The sequence below is a fragment of the Bulleidia sp. zg-1013 genome (assembly GCF_019798045.1).
In the GTDB taxonomy this organism is placed as follows: Bacteria; Bacillota_I; Bacilli_A; order Erysipelotrichales; family Erysipelotrichaceae; genus Bulleidia.
Map to the genome: position 1 here is coordinate 1 of NZ_JAGXEX010000013.1, position 21,669 is coordinate 21,669.

The 21,669-nt window shown below is 32.9% G+C and carries 20 protein-coding genes and 2 pseudogenes; 21 read left to right on the forward strand and 1 reads right to left on the reverse strand.

Going from position 1 to position 21,669, the window contains the following annotated elements; translation table 11 throughout:
- Positions 1 to 239: 239 nt before the first annotated feature.
- The 11 genes and pseudogenes from K7I92_RS07005 (at position 240) to K7I92_RS07050 (ending at position 9,494) form a co-directional block, all read left to right on the forward strand.
- The gene (locus K7I92_RS07005; protein ID WP_220282564.1) at positions 240 to 731 is read left to right on the forward strand and encodes a hypothetical protein; all 492 of its coding nucleotides are present in this window, start codon (positions 240 to 242) and stop codon (positions 729 to 731) included.
- Positions 732 to 1,460: 729 nt separating this feature from the next.
- Positions 1,461 to 1,709, forward strand: coding sequence for a relaxase/mobilization nuclease domain-containing protein (locus tag K7I92_RS07010; RefSeq protein ID WP_220282565.1), 249 nt, complete (start codon positions 1,461 to 1,463; stop codon positions 1,707 to 1,709).
- A 66-nt stretch (positions 1,710 to 1,775) separates the two neighbouring features.
- A complete protein-coding gene (locus K7I92_RS07015; RefSeq protein WP_220282566.1) occupies positions 1,776 to 2,465 on the forward strand; it encodes a hypothetical protein in 690 nt (229 codons plus the stop codon).
- Between the two features lie 125 nt (positions 2,466 to 2,590).
- Positions 2,591 to 2,806 (forward strand): helix-turn-helix transcriptional regulator, encoded by a 216-nt coding sequence (locus K7I92_RS07020; RefSeq protein WP_009448049.1) that lies wholly within the window; start codon positions 2,591 to 2,593, stop codon positions 2,804 to 2,806.
- A complete protein-coding gene (locus K7I92_RS07025) occupies positions 2,781 to 3,839 on the forward strand; it encodes a DNA cytosine methyltransferase (protein WP_220282567.1) in 1,059 nt (352 codons plus the stop codon). Before K7I92_RS07020 ends, K7I92_RS07025 begins: the two co-directional genes overlap by 26 nt.
- Positions 3,840 to 3,841: 2 nt before the next feature.
- Positions 3,842 to 4,927, forward strand: coding sequence for an HpaII family restriction endonuclease (locus tag K7I92_RS07030; RefSeq protein WP_220282568.1), 1,086 nt, complete (start codon positions 3,842 to 3,844; stop codon positions 4,925 to 4,927).
- A complete protein-coding gene (locus tag K7I92_RS07035; protein ID WP_220282569.1) occupies positions 4,927 to 5,343 on the forward strand; it encodes a very short patch repair endonuclease in 417 nt (138 codons plus the stop codon). Before K7I92_RS07030 ends, K7I92_RS07035 begins: the two co-directional genes overlap by 1 nt.
- Positions 5,344 to 5,425: 82 nt before the next feature.
- Positions 5,426 to 6,454: a DNA cytosine methyltransferase gene (locus K7I92_RS07040; protein WP_220282570.1), complete on the forward strand. Its 1,029-nt coding sequence runs from the start codon at positions 5,426 to 5,428 to the stop codon at positions 6,452 to 6,454.
- Between the two features lie 15 nt (positions 6,455 to 6,469).
- Positions 6,470 to 8,134 carry an ATP-binding protein gene (locus tag K7I92_RS07045; RefSeq protein ID WP_220282571.1) on the forward strand — a complete coding sequence of 555 codons (1,665 nt, stop codon included), beginning with the start codon at positions 6,470 to 6,472 and terminating at the stop codon, positions 8,132 to 8,134.
- A gap of 411 nt (positions 8,135 to 8,545) precedes the next feature.
- Positions 8,546 to 8,629 (forward strand): annotated as a pseudogene (locus K7I92_RS07685) (IS200/IS605 family transposase); the annotation flags it as partial.
- Between the two features lie 148 nt (positions 8,630 to 8,777).
- Complete coding sequence (locus K7I92_RS07050; RefSeq protein ID WP_220282572.1) at positions 8,778 to 9,494, forward strand: CPBP family intramembrane glutamic endopeptidase; 717 nt, start codon at positions 8,778 to 8,780, stop codon at positions 9,492 to 9,494.
- 85 nt (positions 9,495 to 9,579) lie between these two features.
- On the opposite strand, the gene K7I92_RS07055 is transcribed toward K7I92_RS07050, so the two are convergent.
- Entirely contained in the window at positions 9,580 to 9,897 is a 318-nt protein-coding gene (locus K7I92_RS07055; RefSeq protein WP_220282573.1) for a hypothetical protein, read from the reverse strand.
- Between the two features lie 15 nt (positions 9,898 to 9,912).
- On the opposite strand from K7I92_RS07055, the gene K7I92_RS07545 reads away from it, so the two are divergent.
- From K7I92_RS07545 to K7I92_RS07100, 10 genes and pseudogenes are all read left to right on the forward strand, one after another.
- On the forward strand, positions 9,913 to 10,188 hold the full coding sequence (locus K7I92_RS07545) for an N-terminal phage integrase SAM-like domain-containing protein (protein WP_238928342.1): 276 nt from the start codon (positions 9,913 to 9,915) through the stop codon (positions 10,186 to 10,188).
- 43 nt (positions 10,189 to 10,231) lie between these two features.
- Positions 10,232 to 10,447 (forward strand): helix-turn-helix transcriptional regulator, encoded by a 216-nt coding sequence (locus K7I92_RS07065; protein WP_220282575.1) that lies wholly within the window; start codon positions 10,232 to 10,234, stop codon positions 10,445 to 10,447.
- 91 nt (positions 10,448 to 10,538) lie between these two features.
- Positions 10,539 to 11,276, forward strand: a complete 738-nt coding sequence (locus K7I92_RS07070) for an ORF6N domain-containing protein (protein ID WP_220282576.1) — start codon at positions 10,539 to 10,541, stop codon at positions 11,274 to 11,276.
- Positions 11,277 to 11,438: 162 nt separating this feature from the next.
- Entirely contained in the window at positions 11,439 to 13,019 is a 1,581-nt protein-coding gene (locus K7I92_RS07075) for a type I restriction-modification system subunit M (protein ID WP_220282577.1), read from the forward strand.
- Positions 13,012 to 14,032, forward strand: a pseudogene (locus tag K7I92_RS07080) (virulence RhuM family protein). The gene K7I92_RS07075 and the pseudogene K7I92_RS07080 overlap by 8 nt, the downstream one beginning before the upstream one ends.
- Positions 14,025 to 16,001, forward strand: a complete 1,977-nt coding sequence (locus K7I92_RS07085) for a restriction endonuclease subunit S (RefSeq protein WP_220282580.1) — start codon at positions 14,025 to 14,027, stop codon at positions 15,999 to 16,001. The pseudogene K7I92_RS07080 and the gene K7I92_RS07085 overlap by 8 nt, the downstream one beginning before the upstream one ends.
- 27 nt (positions 16,002 to 16,028) lie before the next feature.
- On the forward strand, positions 16,029 to 19,052 hold the full coding sequence (locus K7I92_RS07090; RefSeq protein WP_220282581.1) for a type I restriction endonuclease subunit R: 3,024 nt from the start codon (positions 16,029 to 16,031) through the stop codon (positions 19,050 to 19,052).
- Between the two features lie 75 nt (positions 19,053 to 19,127).
- On the forward strand, positions 19,128 to 19,250 hold the full coding sequence (locus K7I92_RS07550; RefSeq protein ID WP_255594393.1) for a hypothetical protein: 123 nt from the start codon (positions 19,128 to 19,130) through the stop codon (positions 19,248 to 19,250).
- A gap of 291 nt (positions 19,251 to 19,541) precedes the next feature.
- Entirely contained in the window at positions 19,542 to 21,074 is a 1,533-nt protein-coding gene (locus K7I92_RS07095; protein ID WP_220282582.1) for a class I SAM-dependent DNA methyltransferase, read from the forward strand.
- A complete protein-coding gene (locus tag K7I92_RS07100; protein WP_220282583.1) occupies positions 21,064 to 21,567 on the forward strand; it encodes a restriction endonuclease subunit S in 504 nt (167 codons plus the stop codon). The genes K7I92_RS07095 and K7I92_RS07100 overlap by 11 nt, the downstream gene beginning before the upstream one ends.
- The last annotated feature ends 102 nt before the right edge of the window (positions 21,568 to 21,669 follow it).

Here is a 21,669-nt window from a genome sequence, read left to right on the forward strand (position 1 = left end):
CATTTGCGTAGCTGTGAGTCAGAACCAAGTCCATATTTTTTAGAAAGATATGGCGTTCCACCTTTGCCATCCAAATATTCTAAAACAACTTTCTTCTTGAATTCAAAACTATGTTTTGCCATAAAAACACCGACCTCCTAATCATTAGATTTTGGTCTAACTTTTGGGGGTCGGTACATTTTGGAGGGAGGCTTTTGTAGAAATAGTGAATTCTAAATTGGAATTTTGGAGGAGAAGAAATGAGTATTTTATTTGATGAATTTAGGAGCGTTTGCTTATATTTAAATAAAATCGGAATCGTGCCTACATTAATGGGTTCTTTAGGATTGGAATTTATGTCAAAAGAAGATTGGAAACCATCAGATATTGATATTCATGTTCCGGGAGATCCAAGAGGACGGGAAGCTCCCGATGAAGGTATAATTTATAATTGGGATAAAATAATGACGGTTATGAAAGAATTGGGATATGATTTAGTGGACATTCATGAGCATGAATTCCGGAAAAATGGAATTAGCGTAGAATACGGATCAATTGATTCCTTATATGATTTTTCGGGTATTGCCGAATCGGATATAGAACTTATTCAACTAAACGAAATAAAGTTTCGTGTACCGAGTCTGAAACAGTTTTTAAGTATTTATGAAGCATCATCAAAAGACTCATATAGAAACGATAATAATAACCATAAAGACTTTAAGAAGATTGACTGGTTGAATAGGCATATATAACTACCGGTTTCTCTAAATCATCGAATATTATAAAAGAAAGCACATAACTTTAAGACCTAAAAATCTTGGCTCTTTCTTAAATAGTGTTGGTGAAGAGTTGTGAGTAAACCACATAAGGAGTTAGAAGTCAAATAAGGGGATTCCCAAAAACTGTACTTTACACCAGAGATATTTAGAAATATTTGTCTCCGGTTTCTTTGGTATGACGAGCATGTTCTAAAGCTGAGGTGAAATTCCTTAAAGAGCGTAGTTGTCAACGAATCTGACAGCGACTTGCAAGTTTTGTATGCGATATAAAGGAGAGAAGAAGCAATAGCGAAATTGTGGCTTGACGTACAGAAACAGGATATGAGGCGTAAAAAGTGGGCAAGCTAGCCAAAGATAGCAAAGACCCAAAAGGCAACCGTAAACCAAAGCGTAAATCCTGTAAGTAAACGATGAAAGTATTAGAACTTATCCCGTGAGGTCTCACAGACGAAATAGTAGTAACAACAAACTATGAGAAGTCATCAGAAGTCATAGTAGGTGGAAACACTGAAGGACAGAACAACTTAAGAGCATAAACAAAATGTATGTAGTGCATATCATACAAGTGATAGGATATAAATTTACAATAGTATTGTAATTGTCAAGATATTTTGTTATAAAGTTTTCTACATCGTCAGAAATAGAAAAATCATTCTCAGTTAAATCGAATTCATTTATTTCATAATAATCTGTATTGATAATATGAATATCAGAAATCAGAGCGACAGACTTTGTAGGGAACATAATTTATCTGTCACTAACCAAGAAACTCAAAAAGAAATTAACGAGATTAAACGAAGAAAATTTGTGAATTGGTATGATTGGAATGAGGATAAAAAAGGGAGCGGCTATAAATCAAGGCTTCAATTTGATATGGATAGAACTATAAAACAGTCAATCAACTGGCAGGACTTTTTATCAAAAATGGAAAGGTATAGCTATGAAATTTAGTTTGGTAAACATATAGCTTTCAAAACCAAAAATCAGCAGAGATTTACCGGAGCAAAGACCATTGGAGTGAATTATACCGAAGAAAAAATCAAAGAAAGAATCCGAAATAAAGATAAAGAAATAGGAGAGTTGGTTGATAAAACCAAATATGGAAATCAGGATTGGGTAGTTCACACCAACATGCAAGTAGCATCCAAAATTCTGTTAAAAATAAGAGATAAAGGTTTTAACTCTATGGAAGCATTGGAAAAAGGAATTCAAAAAATATCATTTCAAAAAAATGAATTGAAACAAGAATTTGATAAACTTTCGTGGGAACAAAAGAGGATAAAGGAAGTGGTTAAGCATATTCAAATCTGTATCAGCAAAAGAGAGCATTATCAGGGTTATCGTAAAAATCCGAATGATAAAATTTATATGATGATGAACCGAAAAGATATAGAAGCCTATCAGAAATCCTATGAGGAAATAGATATTTTTCTTAAGCAATTTCCTCATTTGAAAGATACTGTATTGGGAGGATTGAAGAACAAATCCGGTAAAAATCTTTTTAGGAAATTAAATGAGCATTCCAAAGAATTGCAAGCTAAACAAGAGGAGATTGCGAAGAAACACAATTCATTATCAGCACAATATGAGGAGTTGGAACATCTGAAAGTTAATATGAATGATTATGTGAATAACGGAAAAACTCTGGAAATACAGCCTAAAAAAAGCATTATTAAACAAATCGATGATATGAGTAAAAGAGGATGAAAAGCATGCAACAAAAATGCAAAAAATAGAGAGAATGAACGATAAAACCGGATTTCATTTTTTAAAAAAATATGCTATAATACTATATAGAATTTCTATGCAAACAGATAGGAAAGAGGAGCGTTATGAAATTTTCATATAATAAACTATGGAAGTTGTTAATCGATAGGGATATGAATAAAGGGGATTTACAAAAGTTGATAGAAACAGGACCGTCTACAATTTCAAGAATGGGACGTAATGAGCCTGTAAGACTTGAAATTTTAGGTAGAATATGTGAGAAGTTGGATTGCAATATAGAAGATATTATTGAATATGAAAGAGGAAGAAAAGATGTATAAATCTATTGATTTATTTGCAGGGATTGGAGGAATAAGGCTCGGTTTCGATCAAGTGTTCAAAGATGATATTAAAACAGTTTTTGTAAGTGAATTGGATGAAAAAGCGGTAGAAACTTATAAAGCGAATTTTAATGACGGGTTGGATGTAACCGGGGATATTACTAAAGTTGATGAGAAAGACATCCCTGCCCACGATATATTGCTTGCAGGATTTCCTTGCCAAGCCTTTTCTCTTGCAGGACAAAAAAGAGGCTTTGAAGATGCTAGAGGTGCGTTATTTTTTGATGTAGCAAGGATTATTAAATATCATAAACCGAAGGTTGTATTTTGTGAAAATGTAAAGAATCTCGTTAACCATGACAGAGGTCGCACATTTAATGTTATAAAAAGTATTTTAGAGGATTTGGGATATATTGTATTTTACAGAATATTAAACAGTAAGAATTTCGGTGTTCCACAAAATAGGGAGAGGATTTACATTGTCGGATTCAGGAAAGATATAGCACCTGAAAGATTTATATTCCCTGAAAAAACAGATGATACAAAGGTGATAAAAGATATAGTGGAAGAGGATGAAGTATCGCCCAAGTATTATTTATCTACCGCTTATTTAACTTCGTTAAAAAGACATAAAGAGAGACATGCTTCAAAGGGAAACGGATTCGGATATGAAATTAGAGAACTTGATTCCGTGGCAGGTGCTATTGTATGTGGAGGAATGGGAAGAGAGAGAAATCTTATAATTGATGAACGTTTAACTGATTTTACACCTGTTACTCATATAAAAGGAGAGGTTAATAGAGAATATATTCGAAAGATGACTCCGAGAGAATGGGCAAGACTTCAGGGATTCCCAAATGATTTTAAGTTGGTAGTTGCCGATACACATTTGTATAAACAGTTCGGGAATTCCGTTACAGTGCCGGTTATACGTGCAATTGCCGAACAGATAAAAGCACAACTTGAAAAGGGAAAGACGGAAACAATAAAAAGAGAAGAAATATTTGAACAGACTGCTGTTGCATGGAGGTAATTATGCTTACAGGAAATAAAGGAGAATGGTCGGAAATATATGTTTTGTTAAGACTTTTGGCTGACGGAAAGATATATGCAGCCGACAGTGAATTGAATAAATTGAAGGATGTATATTTCCCTATTATTAAAATAATTAGAGAAGAAAACAAAGGTGAAATTAAAGAATATGCCGCCGGAGAAAGAATATCGATATATATTAACGGGTTGAAAGTTAAAGAGTTGCCTGCAACAGAATTTGAAACAGAATCTGAACATCTATTGAACGAAATTAACAGTAAAGCTTCAAAAGGTGCATTTTCAGTAGAAAGTACACAGAATTTTATGGATAAAATTTTGTGTTACAAGCTTTCTGCACCTGCAACGGATAAAAGTGATATCACAGTAAAAATAATTGACATAAATACCGGATACAGTCCGATCGTGGGATTTTCAATAAAATCGGAATTAGGCTCATCTCCCACTTTGTTGAATGCGGGAAAAACTACAAACTTTATTTATAAAATAAGTCATAGTTATCCTGATTTGGTTAGAGAAGCGAATGAAATATATAAGGTAGCCGGCGGCAAAATTCATACGGATGTTAGAGGGCGTATAAATAAAATAATTGAAGAAAACGGAATTCTTAGATATTGGAAGATGAATAATCAAATTTTTGAGGATAATTTGGTGTTGATTGACAGCAATATGGATAAAATTATTGCCGAAACTCTTTTGTATTTTTATAAAGACGGAATCAGTAACTGCGATGAGATGGTTGAAAAACTTGAACGGGAAAATCCTATGAACTACGGTAATGTAAATGCTTATAAGTATAAGTTCAAGAAATTCCTGACCGCCGTAGCATTGGGAATGAAACCTGCTACGGTTTGGGACGGTGTGGATGAAGCAACAGGAGGATATATTGTCGTAACGAAAGAAGGTAATGTTCTTGCATATCATATATACAACAGAAATTACTTTGAAGAATATTTGCTGAAGAATACAAAATATGAGACAGCATCCACATCAAGGCATGATTTCGGGGAAGTATATAGTGAAAACGGAGAAGATTTTATAAAACTTAATTTGCAGGTGAGATTTAGATAATGAAGAACAATAAGCCTATGACCAGAAGTGAAAACATGGCAAGAGTTAAAAGCAAAAACACAAAGCCTGAAATTTTTTTGAGAAAACTTTTATGGCATAAGGGGTTCAGATATAGGGTGAATTATAAGAATTTACCGGGAAGCCCCGATATATATTTGCCTAAATATAAGACGGTTATTTTTGTAAACGGATGTTTCTGGCATATGCACGAAAACTGCAAATATTCATCTATCCCTAAGAGTAATTATGAATTTTGGAAAAATAAACTCAAAGGAAATGTTGAAAGAGACAAGAAAAATTATGCTCAGCTTGAAAGTATGGGCATTAAAGTAATAGTGGTTTGGGGATGTGAAATTAAAAAGATAATGAAAGACGAGATAAAAATAGAGAATTTATTACATACTATTTTGTTATAATAAAAACCTCATTTAATGAAGAAGCCAGTGTGATTATAAATAAGATTATTAAAAAAGTAAATTGAAGGAAAGGAAGGCAATTATGACATATGGTGTTGTCGATCTGTTCTGTGGCGTGGGAGGATTGACATGTGGGCTTGAAAAAGCAGGTCTAAATGTAGTGGCAGGATATGATTTAGATGCTACGTGTGAATATGCATATAACCATAATAACAATGCAAAATTCATTAACAATGATATAAAAGACGTGTCGGGAAAAGAAATAAAGAAAATATTGCAGGGATACGATATAAAAATACTCGCAGGCTGCGCCCCGTGCCAACCTTTTTCAAGACATCAAAAAGATAAATACAACAGAAAAAAACATAAAGACTGGAAGTTGCTCTATCAATTTGCACGATTGGTAGAGGAGGTGAAGCCACAGATTGTTTCAATGGAAAATGTACCTGAATTGGTTAAAGAGCAGGTTTTTATGGATTTCATTAGTATATTAGAAGAACAGAATTATAATATTACTTATAAAATAGTTAATGCTGTTGATTACGGAATTCCACAAAGGCGAAAAAGATTGTTGCTTCTTGCATCAAGTGAAAAACAAATAAAACTTATTGAACCTACGCATAAAAAAGCAGTTACCGTAAGGGAGGTAATAGCCGGTCTTTCTCAAGTCGGAGCAGGTGAACCTAACAATACGGATAAACTTCATATTGCATCCTCTCTTTCTAAAAAGAATTTGGAGAGAATAAGGCATTCTATTCCAGGTGGTACTTGGAAAAATTGGCCAGAAGAATTGATTTTGAACTGTCATAGAAAAAAATCAGGACAGAGTTATTCTTCTGTTTATGGGAGAATGAGCTGGGATGATGTTGCGCCTACTATTACTACACAATTCATTGGATATGGAACAGGGAGGTTCGGTCATCCAGAGCAAGATCGCGCATTAACACTAAGAGAAGGTGCGATGTTACAGACATTTCCTGTAGATTATTCTTTTGTCCCGGAAGGGGAGAAGATTGTTTTAAAGAATATTGCTCGACATATAGGAAATGCTGTTCCACCTAGATTAGGAGAAATTGTAGGATTAAGTATAATAGAACACTATGCTAAATGAAGGAGAGAGCCTGATATGGAGAAAAAATTTACATTTAATATCTCGTTAAGTGTATTGAATCATTTGGGGAGAAACCTATATAGAAACGTTATTACAGTATTGGGAGAAGCTATATCAAATTCTTGGGATGCCGATGCTAGTAATGTTTGGATTACAATTGATAAAGAGCATAATTGTATGACAATCGTAGATGATGGAGATGGAATGAATTTTGATGATTTTCAAAATAAATTTTTGAAAATAGGTTATTCAAAAAGAAGGAATGGAAGATATAAAACTCCAAGTGGTAGACCGTTTATAGGAAGAAAAGGGATTGGCAAGTTGGCTTTATTGTCTTGCGCAAAAAAAATTCACGTAGCATCTAAAACAAAGGAAACCACCCTTGTAGGAGGTATAATTGATAATTCCAGTTTAGACCAAGCGATTACAGATGATTTAAATTCACAGGAATATATACTTGGGAATCTTACATCTAAAGTTTTATTATCTGAAGATATAATGGAAAAGGGAACTTATATTTTGTTTGAAAATGTTAACGAGGGAATTACCAATACTGTAGACTATATTAAAAAATCAGTTGCATTATATTTTAGATTTTCATTATTAGATAAAAATTTCAATATATTCGTTAATAATGAAAAGATTGATGAAAAAATGCTTGTGGAATTAGCAAAGGGTACTCAATTTCTTTGGAAAATTGATGATATAGAAGATCCGTTTATTAAACAGTTATCTCTTAAAAGCAAGCCCAAAATACTAAAACCAAAGATTAATATAAAAGGTTATATTGCATCAGTTGATAAACCTTCAAAACTTAAAATACGTGGTACTCAAGAGAAGGTAAGTATTGATCTTTTTGTAAATGGAAGACTGAGGGAAAAAGATATACTGAGACACATTCCGACTTCTCGAATTGTTGAAAACTATGTATATGGTCAAATTCATTTTGATGATTTAGACTCAGGGGGTACAAAAGATATATTTACAAGTAGTCGAGAAGGGATTATTTCTGATGATTTATGTTATAGAAAATTTCTTGGTGAGATTGAAAGATTGTTTAAGAATATTATGGATGACTGGGATGAATTAAGACGTAAAAAGGGAGATGATGGCGATCCTGATAATATGAAAATCACCCATAAGGCAAGAAAAGCTCAGGAATTATTTAATACAACTTTTAAGGAAATGGAAGAAAATCATAAAAAAGATGAGAACCACAAAAAGAAAAAAAGTAATTATGTAGATAACTGGATAAAGGAATTATCAGGGGAGGCAGAATACAATATTCCATCATATGTAGAATGCTTTATTGCAGAAAATCTTTTACGAGAGTATATAAAATATAATAAAATGAAGCTCTCACAGGAGGCTGTTAGTGAAGCGAAAAAATGGAAAGAAAAAGAAAAAGAAAATAAAGGAAAAGCAAATATCAGTTATGAAATCAGAAAATCAATGGACGATATTTACTATCTGGATATGAAATATTTATCGAATTTTATTGACAAAGCATTAGATAAGAATAAAGATTCAGCTTTGAGTCGTTCATCTGATATATATAAGCCTGTCAGGGATGCTGTTGGACATACTTCAATTATAACATCAATAGCAAAACAGCAATTGTCAATTGAACTAGAAAATATAAAAGCTAGAGTGATGAAATTGATGGATGATGTTGAGTAGTAGTACTTTATAGAATTTATGGCAACCCAAGAAAGAAGTTATTGAATTAGGTCAAACTTATTTTAGCGATACAGGTATATTGAAAAAGAACAGGGAAGATTTTAAAAGCAAAAATCAAGAGAAGAAATTCTAATACTGGATAAGTAATGCAACATAATGATTAAGTATATCTGTGCTTGCAATATGCTTGCAAAAAATCGGATAAACAGAAATAAAACGGATAATAAGGCTAAATCTGATAATAAAAATCTTGATTTTATGCCATTTATACAAAATAATATCAATGGACATATCGAGTGGGAGTAACAGTATCAAATATGTTACTATTGCAAATCCACTGAAAATAGCGGGTTTTAACGATTGAATGGTGCAAAAAACTCTTGAGTGATACTGCAACGATATGCAAATATGAAATTTGCATATCGAAATAGAGAATTGTGGTGCAAGGGATATTATGTGGACACGGTTGGAAAGAATACAAAAGCGATAAAAAATATATCTCAAATTAGTTAAAAGAAGATAGGGAAAGAGATTAATTAAGTATTTTTGATCTGAGAGACCCGTTTACGGGTAGCAAGTAAAAGATGCGTGGCCGGTAGGCCAATAAAAGACACACTTGTGTGCGGCCGGTAGTACTAGGGGTATGCCCGAAAAAGTAAAACTACCGGCTATGCCGGTGGATATTTATTTGGAAATAGTGGGAATTGTAAATTGGGACGAGCGTATGGATAATAAATATATTAAATTAAATATCTTTCCAATTATTTCTGAGGTACTGTTTGTATTAACATGCTTGTTATTTCAAGGATATTATATATACATCAATTTTTTGTTTTATATAGTTTTAGCAATTTATTTTTTGTTAAGAAAAGATTTTTCAATTAAAGAATGGTTAGCTTCTGTAAAAGGTGGAAGTGTTTTTTGGAAGCAGGTGATGTGGACGATATTATTCTTTTGCCTTGCTTTCGTATTTACAAATATTTTAGAAAATATGTTTCCATTTCTTAGTACGGGAATGATTAATTTAAAAGCGGATAACTGGTTAAAGCTTATTCTGTTTACAGGTTCTACAATAATATTGCCGCCAATCGTAGAAGAAATGTTTTATAGAAAAAATCTTACATCTTTTAAAAATGGGAAAATTTTAATTTTAACAACGATATTCAGTATGTTTTTATATGCCTTAGAGCATACATTTACAATTTGGGGAATTTTCTTATGCATGATATGGGCTTTACCGTTGAGCATTTCCTACATCAAAACCAAAAATATATATGTTACAATGACGGCACATTTTATATGTAATTTTGTTATAAACGGAATTGCTGTTGTGGAAATATGTGGTTTCCTATTGAGTTGATTATCTGCATAAAAACAATATTTACATTGTTAAAGCACATAACTTTAAGACCTAAAAATCTTTCAGCTATGTGCTTTTTCTGTGCTTATTTTATATCCGGTGGAATCTTAGCGGTTATGCCTTTTCTATAAAACTTTACATTGCTTTCTTCAAAAGGAACATAATCTTTTTTCAGGCTGTCAGGATAGTTAGCCTTCCAATCTTGTAAGGCTCCTTTCGTAATTTCGCTATTTTCATATTTCGCTTTCATTTCCTGCCACTGTTCAAGCATATTACGAATTCTTAAGATAGCTTCACTGCCAAAATAGATATCTGTGGTAGTGTATTCGGGATCTTCATCATTTAGGATAACAGGTCGTATATTCATTTCAATGCTGTCGTCCAGCTTAAATAAAAACCACATTAAATCATGTTCCGTATGTGGAAAACGGTTCGCTCAATATGCTCTTTGAAGATTACTTTGAACTTTATAAGGCTAAATACTTGGACAACAAAAGAGCACATGATAAGAACAAAGATTTTGCCGTTTTGTAGCGGTATGAAAATGGATGAAATTAAGCCTGTTGTAGTAAAGAAGAGGCATAACGTACTCTTAAACATTGAAAATGCGGAAGAGGAAGAAGTAATCTCTTGGGTACAAAAATATAAATTTTCAAAACTCTCCTCTTACAAAATGATGATGAAAATATTATAATATATAAAACAACTTCATAAACTTATAATTAAGGAGTAAAAATATGAAAGTCAGTTATAATGGATTGTGGAAAATTTTGATAGATAAAAATATGAACAAAAAAGATTTGGCTAATGCTTGTGAATTATCTCCTGCAACTATATCTAAAATGGGCAGAGGAGAGTTTGTCAGCATGGAAGTTTTGTATCGTATTGGAATAAAACTAAATGTTGATTTTGGAGATATGGTTTCGATTATTAGAGAGTCTAAAGAGGAATAATAAACTTGAGGTGACAAATTGCGACCTCAAGATAAACAATAATTAATTGGTCACAAACTGTGACTAGTTTAAGGGACGATAGGAGGTATCTATGGGAGAAGATAAAAATCTTGTCATTGTTGATAATAGAGAAATACAGACTATGATTTATACCATTAGAGACAAGCAGGTAATGGTAGATAGTGATCTTGCAATGCTATATCAAGTTGAAACAAAGTATTTAAACAGGCAGAGAAGCAGAAATGCGGATAGATTTCCGAAGGAATTTTGCTTTCAATTAACTAAAGAAGAATATGAATTTTTGAGGTGCCAAAATGTCACCTCAAAAAAAGAAGGTGGATCAGGTGGCAGACGATATATGCCATATGCTTTTACTGAACAGGGAATAGCCATGCTTTCCGCTGTTCTTAAAAGCGATGTGGCAGTGGAAGTTAGCATTAAAATTATGAATAGCTTTGTGGAAATGAGAAACTTTTTACTTTCTAATAGAGAGATGTTTGCACGTCTTGATAGGGTTGAGTTAAAACAATTAGAAACAGATAAAAAGCTGGAAGAAGTTTTTAACTACATCGCAACGAACACAGAAGTGAAACAAAACATCTTTTTTGATGGACAAATCTATGATGCATTCAGTTTTATTGTTGGGCTTATCCAAAAGGCTAAGAAAGAAATAATCCTAATTGACAACTATATAGATGTAAATACTTTAAATATTCTATGTAAGAAAAATCATGGTGTGGAAGTTGTTATTGCTACAGCAGGAAAAGGTAGCTTATCAGCGAAGGATATCACGAAATTTAATGCTCAATATCCAAAACTATCGGTTTAAACGACTATGAATTTTCATGATAGATTTTTAATCATAGATAATGCAGAAGTTTATCACATTGGAGCTTCGATAAAAGATGCAGGTAAAAAGAGTTTTGGTATTACAAAGATAGAAGATAAGGACTTGATTAAGAGTCTGATAAATAAAGTGAGGTAGAAGGGAATGTCAGATTTAACTAAGGCTAACAACGAAACAATGCAAAGATCAGAGTTGCATAGAAAAATTTGGGCTATTGCTGATGATGTTCGTGGGGCGGTAGATGGATGGGATTTTAAACAATATATACTAGGAATCTTGTTTTATAGATTTATTTCTGAAAATATTACTGAATTTTTCAATTCGGCAGAACATGAGGCAGGGGACTTGGAGTTTGATTATTCGGAAATTTCTGATGAAGAAGCAGAGCGAGATTTTAGACCAAACACAGTTGAAGATAAGGGTTTTTTTATACTACCAAGCCAGCTATTTAAAAACGTTGTTAAAACAGCTAAAAATAACGAAAATTTAAACACAGATTTAGCTAATATATTTAAAGCAATTGAAGGCAGTGCGGTAGGATTTGCATCGGAAGATGATATCAAAGGCTTGTTTGAAGATGTGGATACAACAAGTAATCGTTTAGGTGGAACTGTAGCAGAAAAAAATAAGCGCCTAGCAGATATATTAACAGGAATAGCTGAAATTCATTTTGAGAACTTGCAGAATAACGATATAGATGCCTTTGGAGATGCTTATGAATATTTGATTTCAAATTACGCAAGTAATGCCGGTAAATCCGGTGGAGAGTTTTTTACACCGCAAACTGTATCAAAACTTTTGGCAAGACTGGTTATGGATGGGAAGACAAGTATCAACAAAGTATATGACCCTACATGTGGCAGTGGAAGTTTGCTTTTGCAGATGAAAAAGCAATTTGATGAACACATCATTGATGAAGGATTTTTCGGTCAGGAAATCAACATGACCAACTTTAACTTGGCTCGTATGAATATGTTTTTGCACAATGTGAATTACAATAACTTTTCAATCAAAAGGGGGGATACTCTAATTAATCCTTTACATAGAGATGAAAAGCCGTTTGATGCTATTGTTTCAAATCCTCCTTATTCAATTAAATGGGTTGGAGATGCTGATCCTACTCTGATAAATGATGAAAGGTTTGCACCGGCAGGGAAATTGGCACCAAAGTCTTATGCAGACTATGCTTTTATTATGCATTCATTGTCGTATCTTTCGAGTAAAGGGAGAGCGACTATTGTATGTTTTCCGGGGATTTTTTATAGAAAAGGTGCCGAAAAAACAATTAGGCAATATCTTGTAGACAACAACTTTATTGATTGTGTTATTCAGCTTCCTGAAAATCTCTTCTTCGGAACATCAATAGCTACTTGTATTTTAGTTATGGCTAAGAATAAGATAGAAAATAAGATACTATTTATCGATGCGAGCAAAGAATTTAAAAAAGAAACCAACAACAATATTTTAGAAGAAAAAAATATTAAGGTAATCATTGACGAGTTCAGAAACAGAACGGAAAAAGAATATTTCTCAAGGTATGTAGACAGAGCGGAAATTGAAGAAAATGATTATAACCTTTCTGTTTCAACTTATGTAGAAAAGGAAGATACAAGAGAAGTTATTGATATTAAAGTTCTAAATAAGGAAATTGAAGAAACTGTTAAGAAAATAGATGTGCTTAGGGCTTCTATAAATGAAATAGTAAAGGAGCTTGAAAATGAGTAAGGATAATAGAAATCAAATCGTGAGATCATCTGCTGCAGAGTATTTAACATTTTTAACATCTACAGGAGAAAGTGATGTCAATGCTATCTATGCTGATGAAAATGTCTGGATAACGCAAAAGATGATGGGAATTCTCTACAATGTAGGAACTAACACTATAAACTATCATCTTAAAAAAATTTTTAAAGATAGTGAACTTGATGAGAAAGCAGTTATTCGAAAATTTCGAATAACTGCTTCAGATGGAAAAAATTATACGGCATCACATTATAATTTGAAGGCAATTATTGCTGTGGGAAATAAAGTTGATTCTCCAAAAGCTGTGCAATTCAGGAAATGGGCTAATTCAATAATAGAAGAATACACAATTAAAGGCTTTGCCATGGATGATGAACGTTTAAAAAGCGACGGAACAATTCTTACAAAAAAATATTTTGAAGAACAACTCGAGCGTATAAGAGAAATAAGGATATCTGAAAGGAAATTTTATCAAAAAATTACAGATATTTATGCTACAAGCATCGATTATGATTCTAAATCGCAGATGACAAAACAATTTTTTGCAAAGGTTCAAAATAAGTTACACTGGGCAATTCATGGACAGACTGCGGCTGAAGTTATATATAATCGTGCCGATAGTGAATCGGAACATATGGGATTAAGTACATGGAAAGATTCAAAAATTCGATGCACTGGTCGCAAAAAACTATTTGAGCGGGGAAGAACTTCGTTCAATGTCAAGAATTGTAAATGCGTATCTCGATTTGGCAGAATTAAGAGCGAATAAGCATATACCGATGACTATGGAAGATTGGGTGGAGCAATTTGACGGCATATTGAGATTAACGCAATATGAAATTTTAACACATAGTGGAAGTATCTCGGCAGAAATTGCAAGAAAGCATGCTGAATCGGAATTTGAAAAATATCGTGTTAAACAAGATAAGCTGTTCACAAGCGATTTTGATCGCTTTATCCTTGAAAGCGAAGATCAGGAGCTTGAAGATGAGTAAGATAGACGAACTGTTAAAAGATGAAAAAGTTGAGTGGCTAAAAATAGGGGATATAATAACTAAATTTTCTGAAAAACAAAAAAACAATACAAATTTAGAATTAGTATATACGGTTAGTAGAGAACATGGGTTGATACCTTCTAAAGAATACTGGAAAAATGAAGAAAGAAGAGAAAATTATACAGCGTATAGTGGAGATTTATCAAATTATTATGTTATAAAAAGAAATATGTTTGCATACAATCCTGCTAGATTAAATATAGGGTCAATAGATTGTTTATTAGATAAGCCAGAAGGTCTTTTAAGTCCGATGTACACTGTTTTTAGAATTGATGAAAATATAACAAATCCTAAGTATTTGCTATATTTTATAAAATCTCCTAAAATATTAAAAATAATAAATGATAAAAAAGAGAATGGCGCAAGATTTAGATTTGATTTTGGTAGATGGAAAAATATAGAAATCCCCCTGCCAAGTTTAGAAACGCAAGAAAAAATAGTAAAAACACTTGACCAATTCACAAATTATGTTACTGAATTACAGGCTGAATTACAAGGTAGGGTTAAACAATATGAGTATTATAGGGATATGCTACTTAGTGAAGAGTATTTGAAGAAGATATCAGAAGAGCTTTTTATTGAGTATAACACTTCCCTTAAAAAAGTTAAATTAAAAGACAGTGCAGAAATAATAAGGGGGAAAAGGCTTGTACGAAGCGAACTCAAAGAAACAGGCGGATTCCCTGTTTTTCAAAATAGCTTAACGCCTCTAGGATATTATCATGATAAAAATTTTACTGGTGACAAAGCTTGTGTAATTTCTGCAGGGGCAGCAGGAGATATCTTTTATATTGAAGATGACTTTTGGGCGGCGGATGATGTCTTTGTGATAACTAGTGATAGTATTCTAAATAAGTATATATATTATTTTCTATTAAACAAACAAAGTTTAATAAAATCAAAAGTCAGAAAAGCAAGTGTACCTAGATTATCGAGAGATGAAATAGAAAGAGTAGAAATTCTAGTTCCAACTATTGGGTTACAAGAAAAGGTTGTAGAAATTCTTGATAAATTCCAAAACTTACTTTCTGATACGCAAGGTTTATTGCCGGAAGAAATAGAGCAAAGACGAAAACAATATGAATATTATCGTGAAAAACTCTTGACATTTGATATAGCCAAAGGCACAATTGCTAGACAGACAGACAGACAGACAGACAGACAGACAGACAGACAGACAGACAGACAGACAGACAGACAGACAGACAGACAGACAGACAGACAGACAGACAGACAGATAATATCTAGCGATTATTTCGTTATATTGAAAGAAGCATCGGATATTGTTGATATTAAGCTTTTTGAAGTTGAATGGAAAACACTGGGGAGTATTGGAGTGTTTGAAAATGGAACAGGAATGCCTAAGAGCTTATTCAATGAAAACGGAAAAGTTGGAGCAATCCATTATGGTCATATTTATACGAAATATAATTTGTTTGTAAAACAGCCAATTGTTAGAGTAACTAAGCAAAATGCGGATAATCTTAAAAAGGTTAATACTGGTGATTTAGTGATTGCAAAAACTTCAGAAAACATAGAAGATGTTATGAAAACTGTAGCTTATTTAGGTAATATAATCGCAGTAACGGGTGGTCATGCAGCAATATTTAGACATAATGAAAATCCCAAATATCTATCATATGTATTTAATGGAGCCAATTATTTATTAAAACAAAAGAATAAGTTAGCAAGAGGGGTTAAGGTTATTGAATTATCAACAACAGATATGGAAAAAATTAAAATTCCATTACCTTCTCTACCGGTTCAAGAATATATTGTTTCTATTCTTGATAGGTTCGATGCTTTAATAAATGATGTTTCTAAAGGATTACCTAAAGAAATAGAGTTAAGGAAGAAACAGTATGAGTATTATAGGGAAAAATTGTTGAGTTTCCCAAAAAATAATTAGAAAAAATAAATGGAAGGAGTGATTTAGATGTTAGAAGAAAAAGTAAAATATAATACATCTACAATTGCTGAAATGACGGGTGGAATCATTTTAGCTAATTTCGAAAAAGATTTAGAGATTAGAGAAGCTTCATACCAAAGTGAAGCTGAACTGGAAAGGCAAATGATTGAAAATTTGGTTTCTCAAGGGTATGAGAGACTTAAAGTAAAATCAAATGATGAATTATATGCAAATTTAAAAATTCAAATTGAAAAGTTGAACGGAGTTTCTTTTACAGAAGAAGAATGGGACAGGTTTTTACTTGAATATTTAGATGCTCCAAATGATGGGATGATTGAAAAAACACGAAAAGTACAGGAAAATCATATCCATGATTTCATCTTTGACGATGGACATTTGAAAAATATTAAGATTATCGATAAGAAAAATATTCACAATAATTTTCTGCAAGTCACCAATCAGATTGTCGGCGAAGGGAAAAATCGAAATCGCTATGATGTGACCATTTTGGTGAATGGCTTACCTCTTGTTCATGTAGAACTTAAAAAAAGAGGCGTGAATTTACATGAAGCCTTCAACCAAATTCATAGATATAGTAAAGAAAGTTTTAACAGCGAGAACTCGTTATATAAGTATGTTCAGATATTTATAATCTCCAATGGAACTTACACCAGATATTTTGCTAATACAACAGCTCAGAATAAAAATAATTATGAATTTACTTGTGAATGGGCAGATGCCAAAAACAAGGTAATTTGTGATTTAGAGGACTTCACCAAGACTTTTTTTGAAAAGCGTGTTGTTCTTGAAGTACTTACAAAATATTGTGTATTTGATGTTAATAACACTCTCCTCATTATGCGTCCGTATCAAATTGCGGCAACCGAGAGAATTTTGTGGAAGATAAAATCAAGTTATGAGGCAAAAAAATCCGGCAAAGTTGAAGCAGGAGGCTTTATTTGGCATACGACAGGTTCCGGTAAGACACTCACCTCTTTTAAAGTAGCAAGACTTGCCACGACATTGGATTTTATTGATAAGGTGTTTTTTGTTGTAGACAGAAAAGACTTAGACTACCAAACAATGAAAGAATATCAAAGGTTTCAGCCGGATAGCGTAAACGGAAGTAAGGATACAAAAGAACTTAAAAGATGTATTGAAAGAGATGATAATCGTATTGTAGTTACCACGATTCAAAAATTAAATGAATTTGTGAAGAAAAATCCTGCCCATGAAATTTATGACAAACATTGTGTTCTTATATTTGATGAATGCCATCGCTCTCAGTTTGGGGATGCCCAGAAAAATATAAGGAAGTCATTTAAGAAATATTATCAATTCGGATTTACGGGAACACCGATTTTCTCGGAAAATTCTCTTGGAGGAGATACGACATCAGGGATATTCGGAGCACAGCTTCACAGCTACGTTATTACCGATGCTATTCGTGACGGTAAAGTTTTGAAATTCAAGGTGGATTATAATAACATTACACCGAAATTCAAAATGGCGGAGAAAGAGGAAGACGAAAAGAGATTAGCTAAACTGGAAAATAAAATGCTGCTCCATCCTGAAAGAATTACTGAGATTACAAAGCATATTCTCAAAGTTTTTGATACGAAAACACATCGTAATGAGTTTTATGATTTGAAGCATAGAAGACTCAATGGATTTAATGCTATGTTTGCTGTGCAAAGTGTAGAAGCGGCAAAATTATATTATGAAGAGTTTGAAAGACAACAGCAAAGTTTATCTGAAGAAAAAAGATTAAAAGTAGCTACTATCTACAGCTTTGCAGCCAATGAGGAACAAAAAGCAATCGGGGAAATATCGGAAGAGGATTTTGATGTTTCTGCTATGGAATCAACAGCAAAAGAATTTTTGGACAAGGTAATCACTGACTATAATAGTTACTTCAAAACCAATTTTTCCACTAATGGTAATGAATTTCAAAATTATTACAAGGATTTGTCACTTAAAGTGAAAGAAAAACAAGTTGATTTGCTTATTGTAGTAGGAATGTTTTTAACAGGCTTTGATGCACCTACATTAAACACACTATTTGTTGATAAAAATTTGAGATATCATGGTCTTATTCAGTCATTTTCAAGGACAAACCGTATTCTGAATAAAGTAAAAACATTCGGTAATATTGTTTGCTTCAGGAATTTGGAAAAAGCTACACAGGATGCAATCAAGACCTTTGGCGATGAAAACAGTATAAACATCATTTTGGAAAAGAGCTATGAAGAGTATATTCATGGTTTCAAAGATGAAGAAACAGGCAAGGTTATTAAGGGTTACACAGATATATGTAATGAAATAATATCTAAGTTTCCGGAACCTACTGAAATTATATTAGAAGCGGATAAAAAAGAATTTGCAGAGCTTTTTGGTGAGCTATTGAAAGCCGAGAATATCCTGAGAAATTTTGATGAGTTTGAAGACTTTGAAAAAATTATCTCGGACAGGCGGATGCAGGACATGAAAAGTGTCTATGTTGATATTAGAGAAAGCATAGTAAATTCAAAGCGCAAGGAAAATTCTGAAGACAATCAAATTGATTTTTCTGATGTTGAATTTCAGATTGACTTACTTAAAACGGATGAAATAAATTTGGACTATATTTTGGCTTTGATACTGGAGAAGTCAAAAGAAGATGATGATGCGGAAAGTTTAAAAGCAGAAGTTCGAAGGGTGATCAGGTCCAGCCTTGGCACAAGGGCAAAAGAAGAATTGATTATGGACTTTATAGACAGCACAAGATTGTCTGAGCTGAAAAATACTGATGACATTCTTGAGTCATTCTATAGTTTTGCAAAGAAAGAGAAGGAGAATAATATAATATCTTTAGTTGAAGAAGAAAACTTGAAAGAAGACTCAAAACGATTTATAGAAAAGGCTATAGGCAAAGGATATGTTGAATATGCAGGAGATGAGCTGGATCGTATTATTCCACCGACTTCACGTAGACAGGGAGCAAGGGAAAAGAAAAAAGAATCGGTATTAGAAAAGATAAGAAAGATTGTGGAAGTCTTTGTTGGAATTTAAAATTTAGCTTATTGAAGATATTTCCTAAATGAGATAAGTTAAAAAATAATATAAATTTTATGGAGGAAAAGGAAAATGACAAATATATTACAAGATTATTCAACAGAAAAATTATTAGCTCAGATTGATAATGATGAAATTGATTTGGATAAAGAAGAAGTTGATATGGATAGTGAAAACAAATTGAAGAGAGGTTAAATGAGTTGATTGTCAAGGAGTAACATACTTGTAAAACGACGGGATACTGTAAAATAAATAGTGTGAAATACAACTTTTTACGAATAGCCCACGAGTATTTATTCGTGTTTAGGAAGTAAAAATAGTTTGATAAAAAAGTAAGAACAAGCTGAACAAATAGAAATTAGAAAAATAAGCTATTTATAAGTGTGTTATATAATATAGATTTTGAGTTTATGAATTAATATATTCTCTAAAAATGCAGAATTTGATAATAATATTAAAAAATATTTAAAGGATGGTGAATCAATAATGGCTAGAAAAAACAATACAAATATAGGTTTTGAAAAACAAATTTGGGATGCTGCTTGTGTTCTTTGGGGGCATATTCCTGCGGCTGAATATAGAAAGGTAATTGTTGGACTTATCTTTCTTCGTTATATATCCAGTGCCTTTGAAAAACGCTACGAGGAACTTTTAGAAGAAGGCGATGGTTTTGAAAACGATAGAGATGCCTATGCAGAAGAAAATATATTCTTTGTACCGGAAGAAGCTCGTTGGAGTAAGATTTCTTCCGTTGCACACACCTCGGAAATTGGCACAGTAATTGATGATGCCATGAGAGCAATCGAAAAAGAAAATGTGAGTTTAAAAAATGTTTTGCCTAAAAATTATGCCAGCCCTGACTTGGATAAAAGAGTGCTTGGTGAAGTTGTTGACTTATTTACTAACGAAGTAAAAATGGATGGAACAGAGACAAGTAAAGATTTACTGGGAAGAACTTATGAATACTGTATTGCTCAGTTTGCTGCCTATGAAGGAACAAAGGGTGGCGAATTTTACACGCCTTCAAGTATTGTAAAAACAATTGTTGCTATATTGAAACCGTTCAATAATTGTCGAGTGTATGATCCTTGTTGTGGCAGTGGTGGCATGTTTGTACAGAGTGAAAAGTTTGTACAGTCTCATAGCGACAATCGAGGGAATATTTCTGTCTATGGACAGGAATCCAATGCAGATACATGGAAGATGGCGAAAATGAATATGGCAATAAGAGGAATTGATGCCAACTTTGGTTCTTATCACGCCGATACATTCTTTAATGATATTCATAAAACATTGAAATCGGATTTCATTATGGCAAATCCACCATTTAACCTTTCCAATTGGGGAGCGGATAAATTAAAAGATGATGTTAGGTGGAAATATGGGACACCACCATCAGGGAATGCAAATTATGCCTGGATACAACATATGATTCACCACTTAGCACCTAATGGGAAAATAGGTTTAGTACTTGCTAATGGAGCCTTATCGTCTCAATCTTCCGGAGAAGGGGAAATAAGAAAAAAGATTATAGAAGATGATCTCGTTGAAGGAATTGTGGCTTTGCCGACACAGCTGTTTTATAGCGTAACTATTCCTGTGACTTTGTGGTTCATTACAAAAAATAAAAAGCAGAAGGGAAAGACTCTATTTATTGATGCCAGAAAAATGGGGTATATGGTTGATAGAAAACATAGAGATTTTACGGAAGGGCTACAAGAAGATGGAAGTCTTGGAGATATTGACTTATTAGCAAAAACATTTGAAGATTTTCAAAATGGAGTATTGGAAGAGAAAAAGGGATTTTCTGCCATAGCGTCAATAGCAGATATAGCAAAACAAGACTATATCTTGACTCCCGGTCGATATGTGGGCATTGAAGAACAGGAAGATGATGGAGAACCATTTGAAGAAAAGATGAAAAGACTGACATCGGAGCTTTCAAGTATGTTCAAGAAATCTCGTGAATTGGAAGAGGAGATTAGAAAAAAGTTGGGGGCGATTGGGTATGAAGTGTAAGCTTGAAGAAATTTGTTCATTTCGAACGGGGAAAACGGATGTAGCTAATTTGACAACAGAAGCATACATTTCAACTGAAAATATGCTTCCGAATAAATCAGGAATAGTAAATGCTACTTCGCTTCCAATTGTTGATTTGACACAAGCATATGAAAATGGAGATGTTCTTGTATCAAATATTCGTCCATATTTTAAGAAAATATGGAAGGCAAAGATTAATGGTGGATGTTCTAATGATGTGTTAGTTTTTACTGCGAAGGAAAATACAGATAGTGATTTTCTTTACTATGTTCTTGCGGATGATGCATTCTTTGCATATGCAATGGCTACGTCAAAAGGAACGAAAATGCCAAGAGGTGATAAGAAATCCATTATGCAATATGAAGTGCCTTGTTATGATATTGAAACACAGCAAAAAATAGCGAGCATTTTGAAGCCAATAGATAAAAAAATAGAATTAAATAATTCGATAAACAATAATTTAATGGCTTAAAAGTTGATGTTGGAAACATCAAGCTCACCAGACATAAGTTTTGGAAGCAAAGCATCTCTCGTATTAGAGAACTTCAAGTTTTGAGCCTGATTTTCCCATATT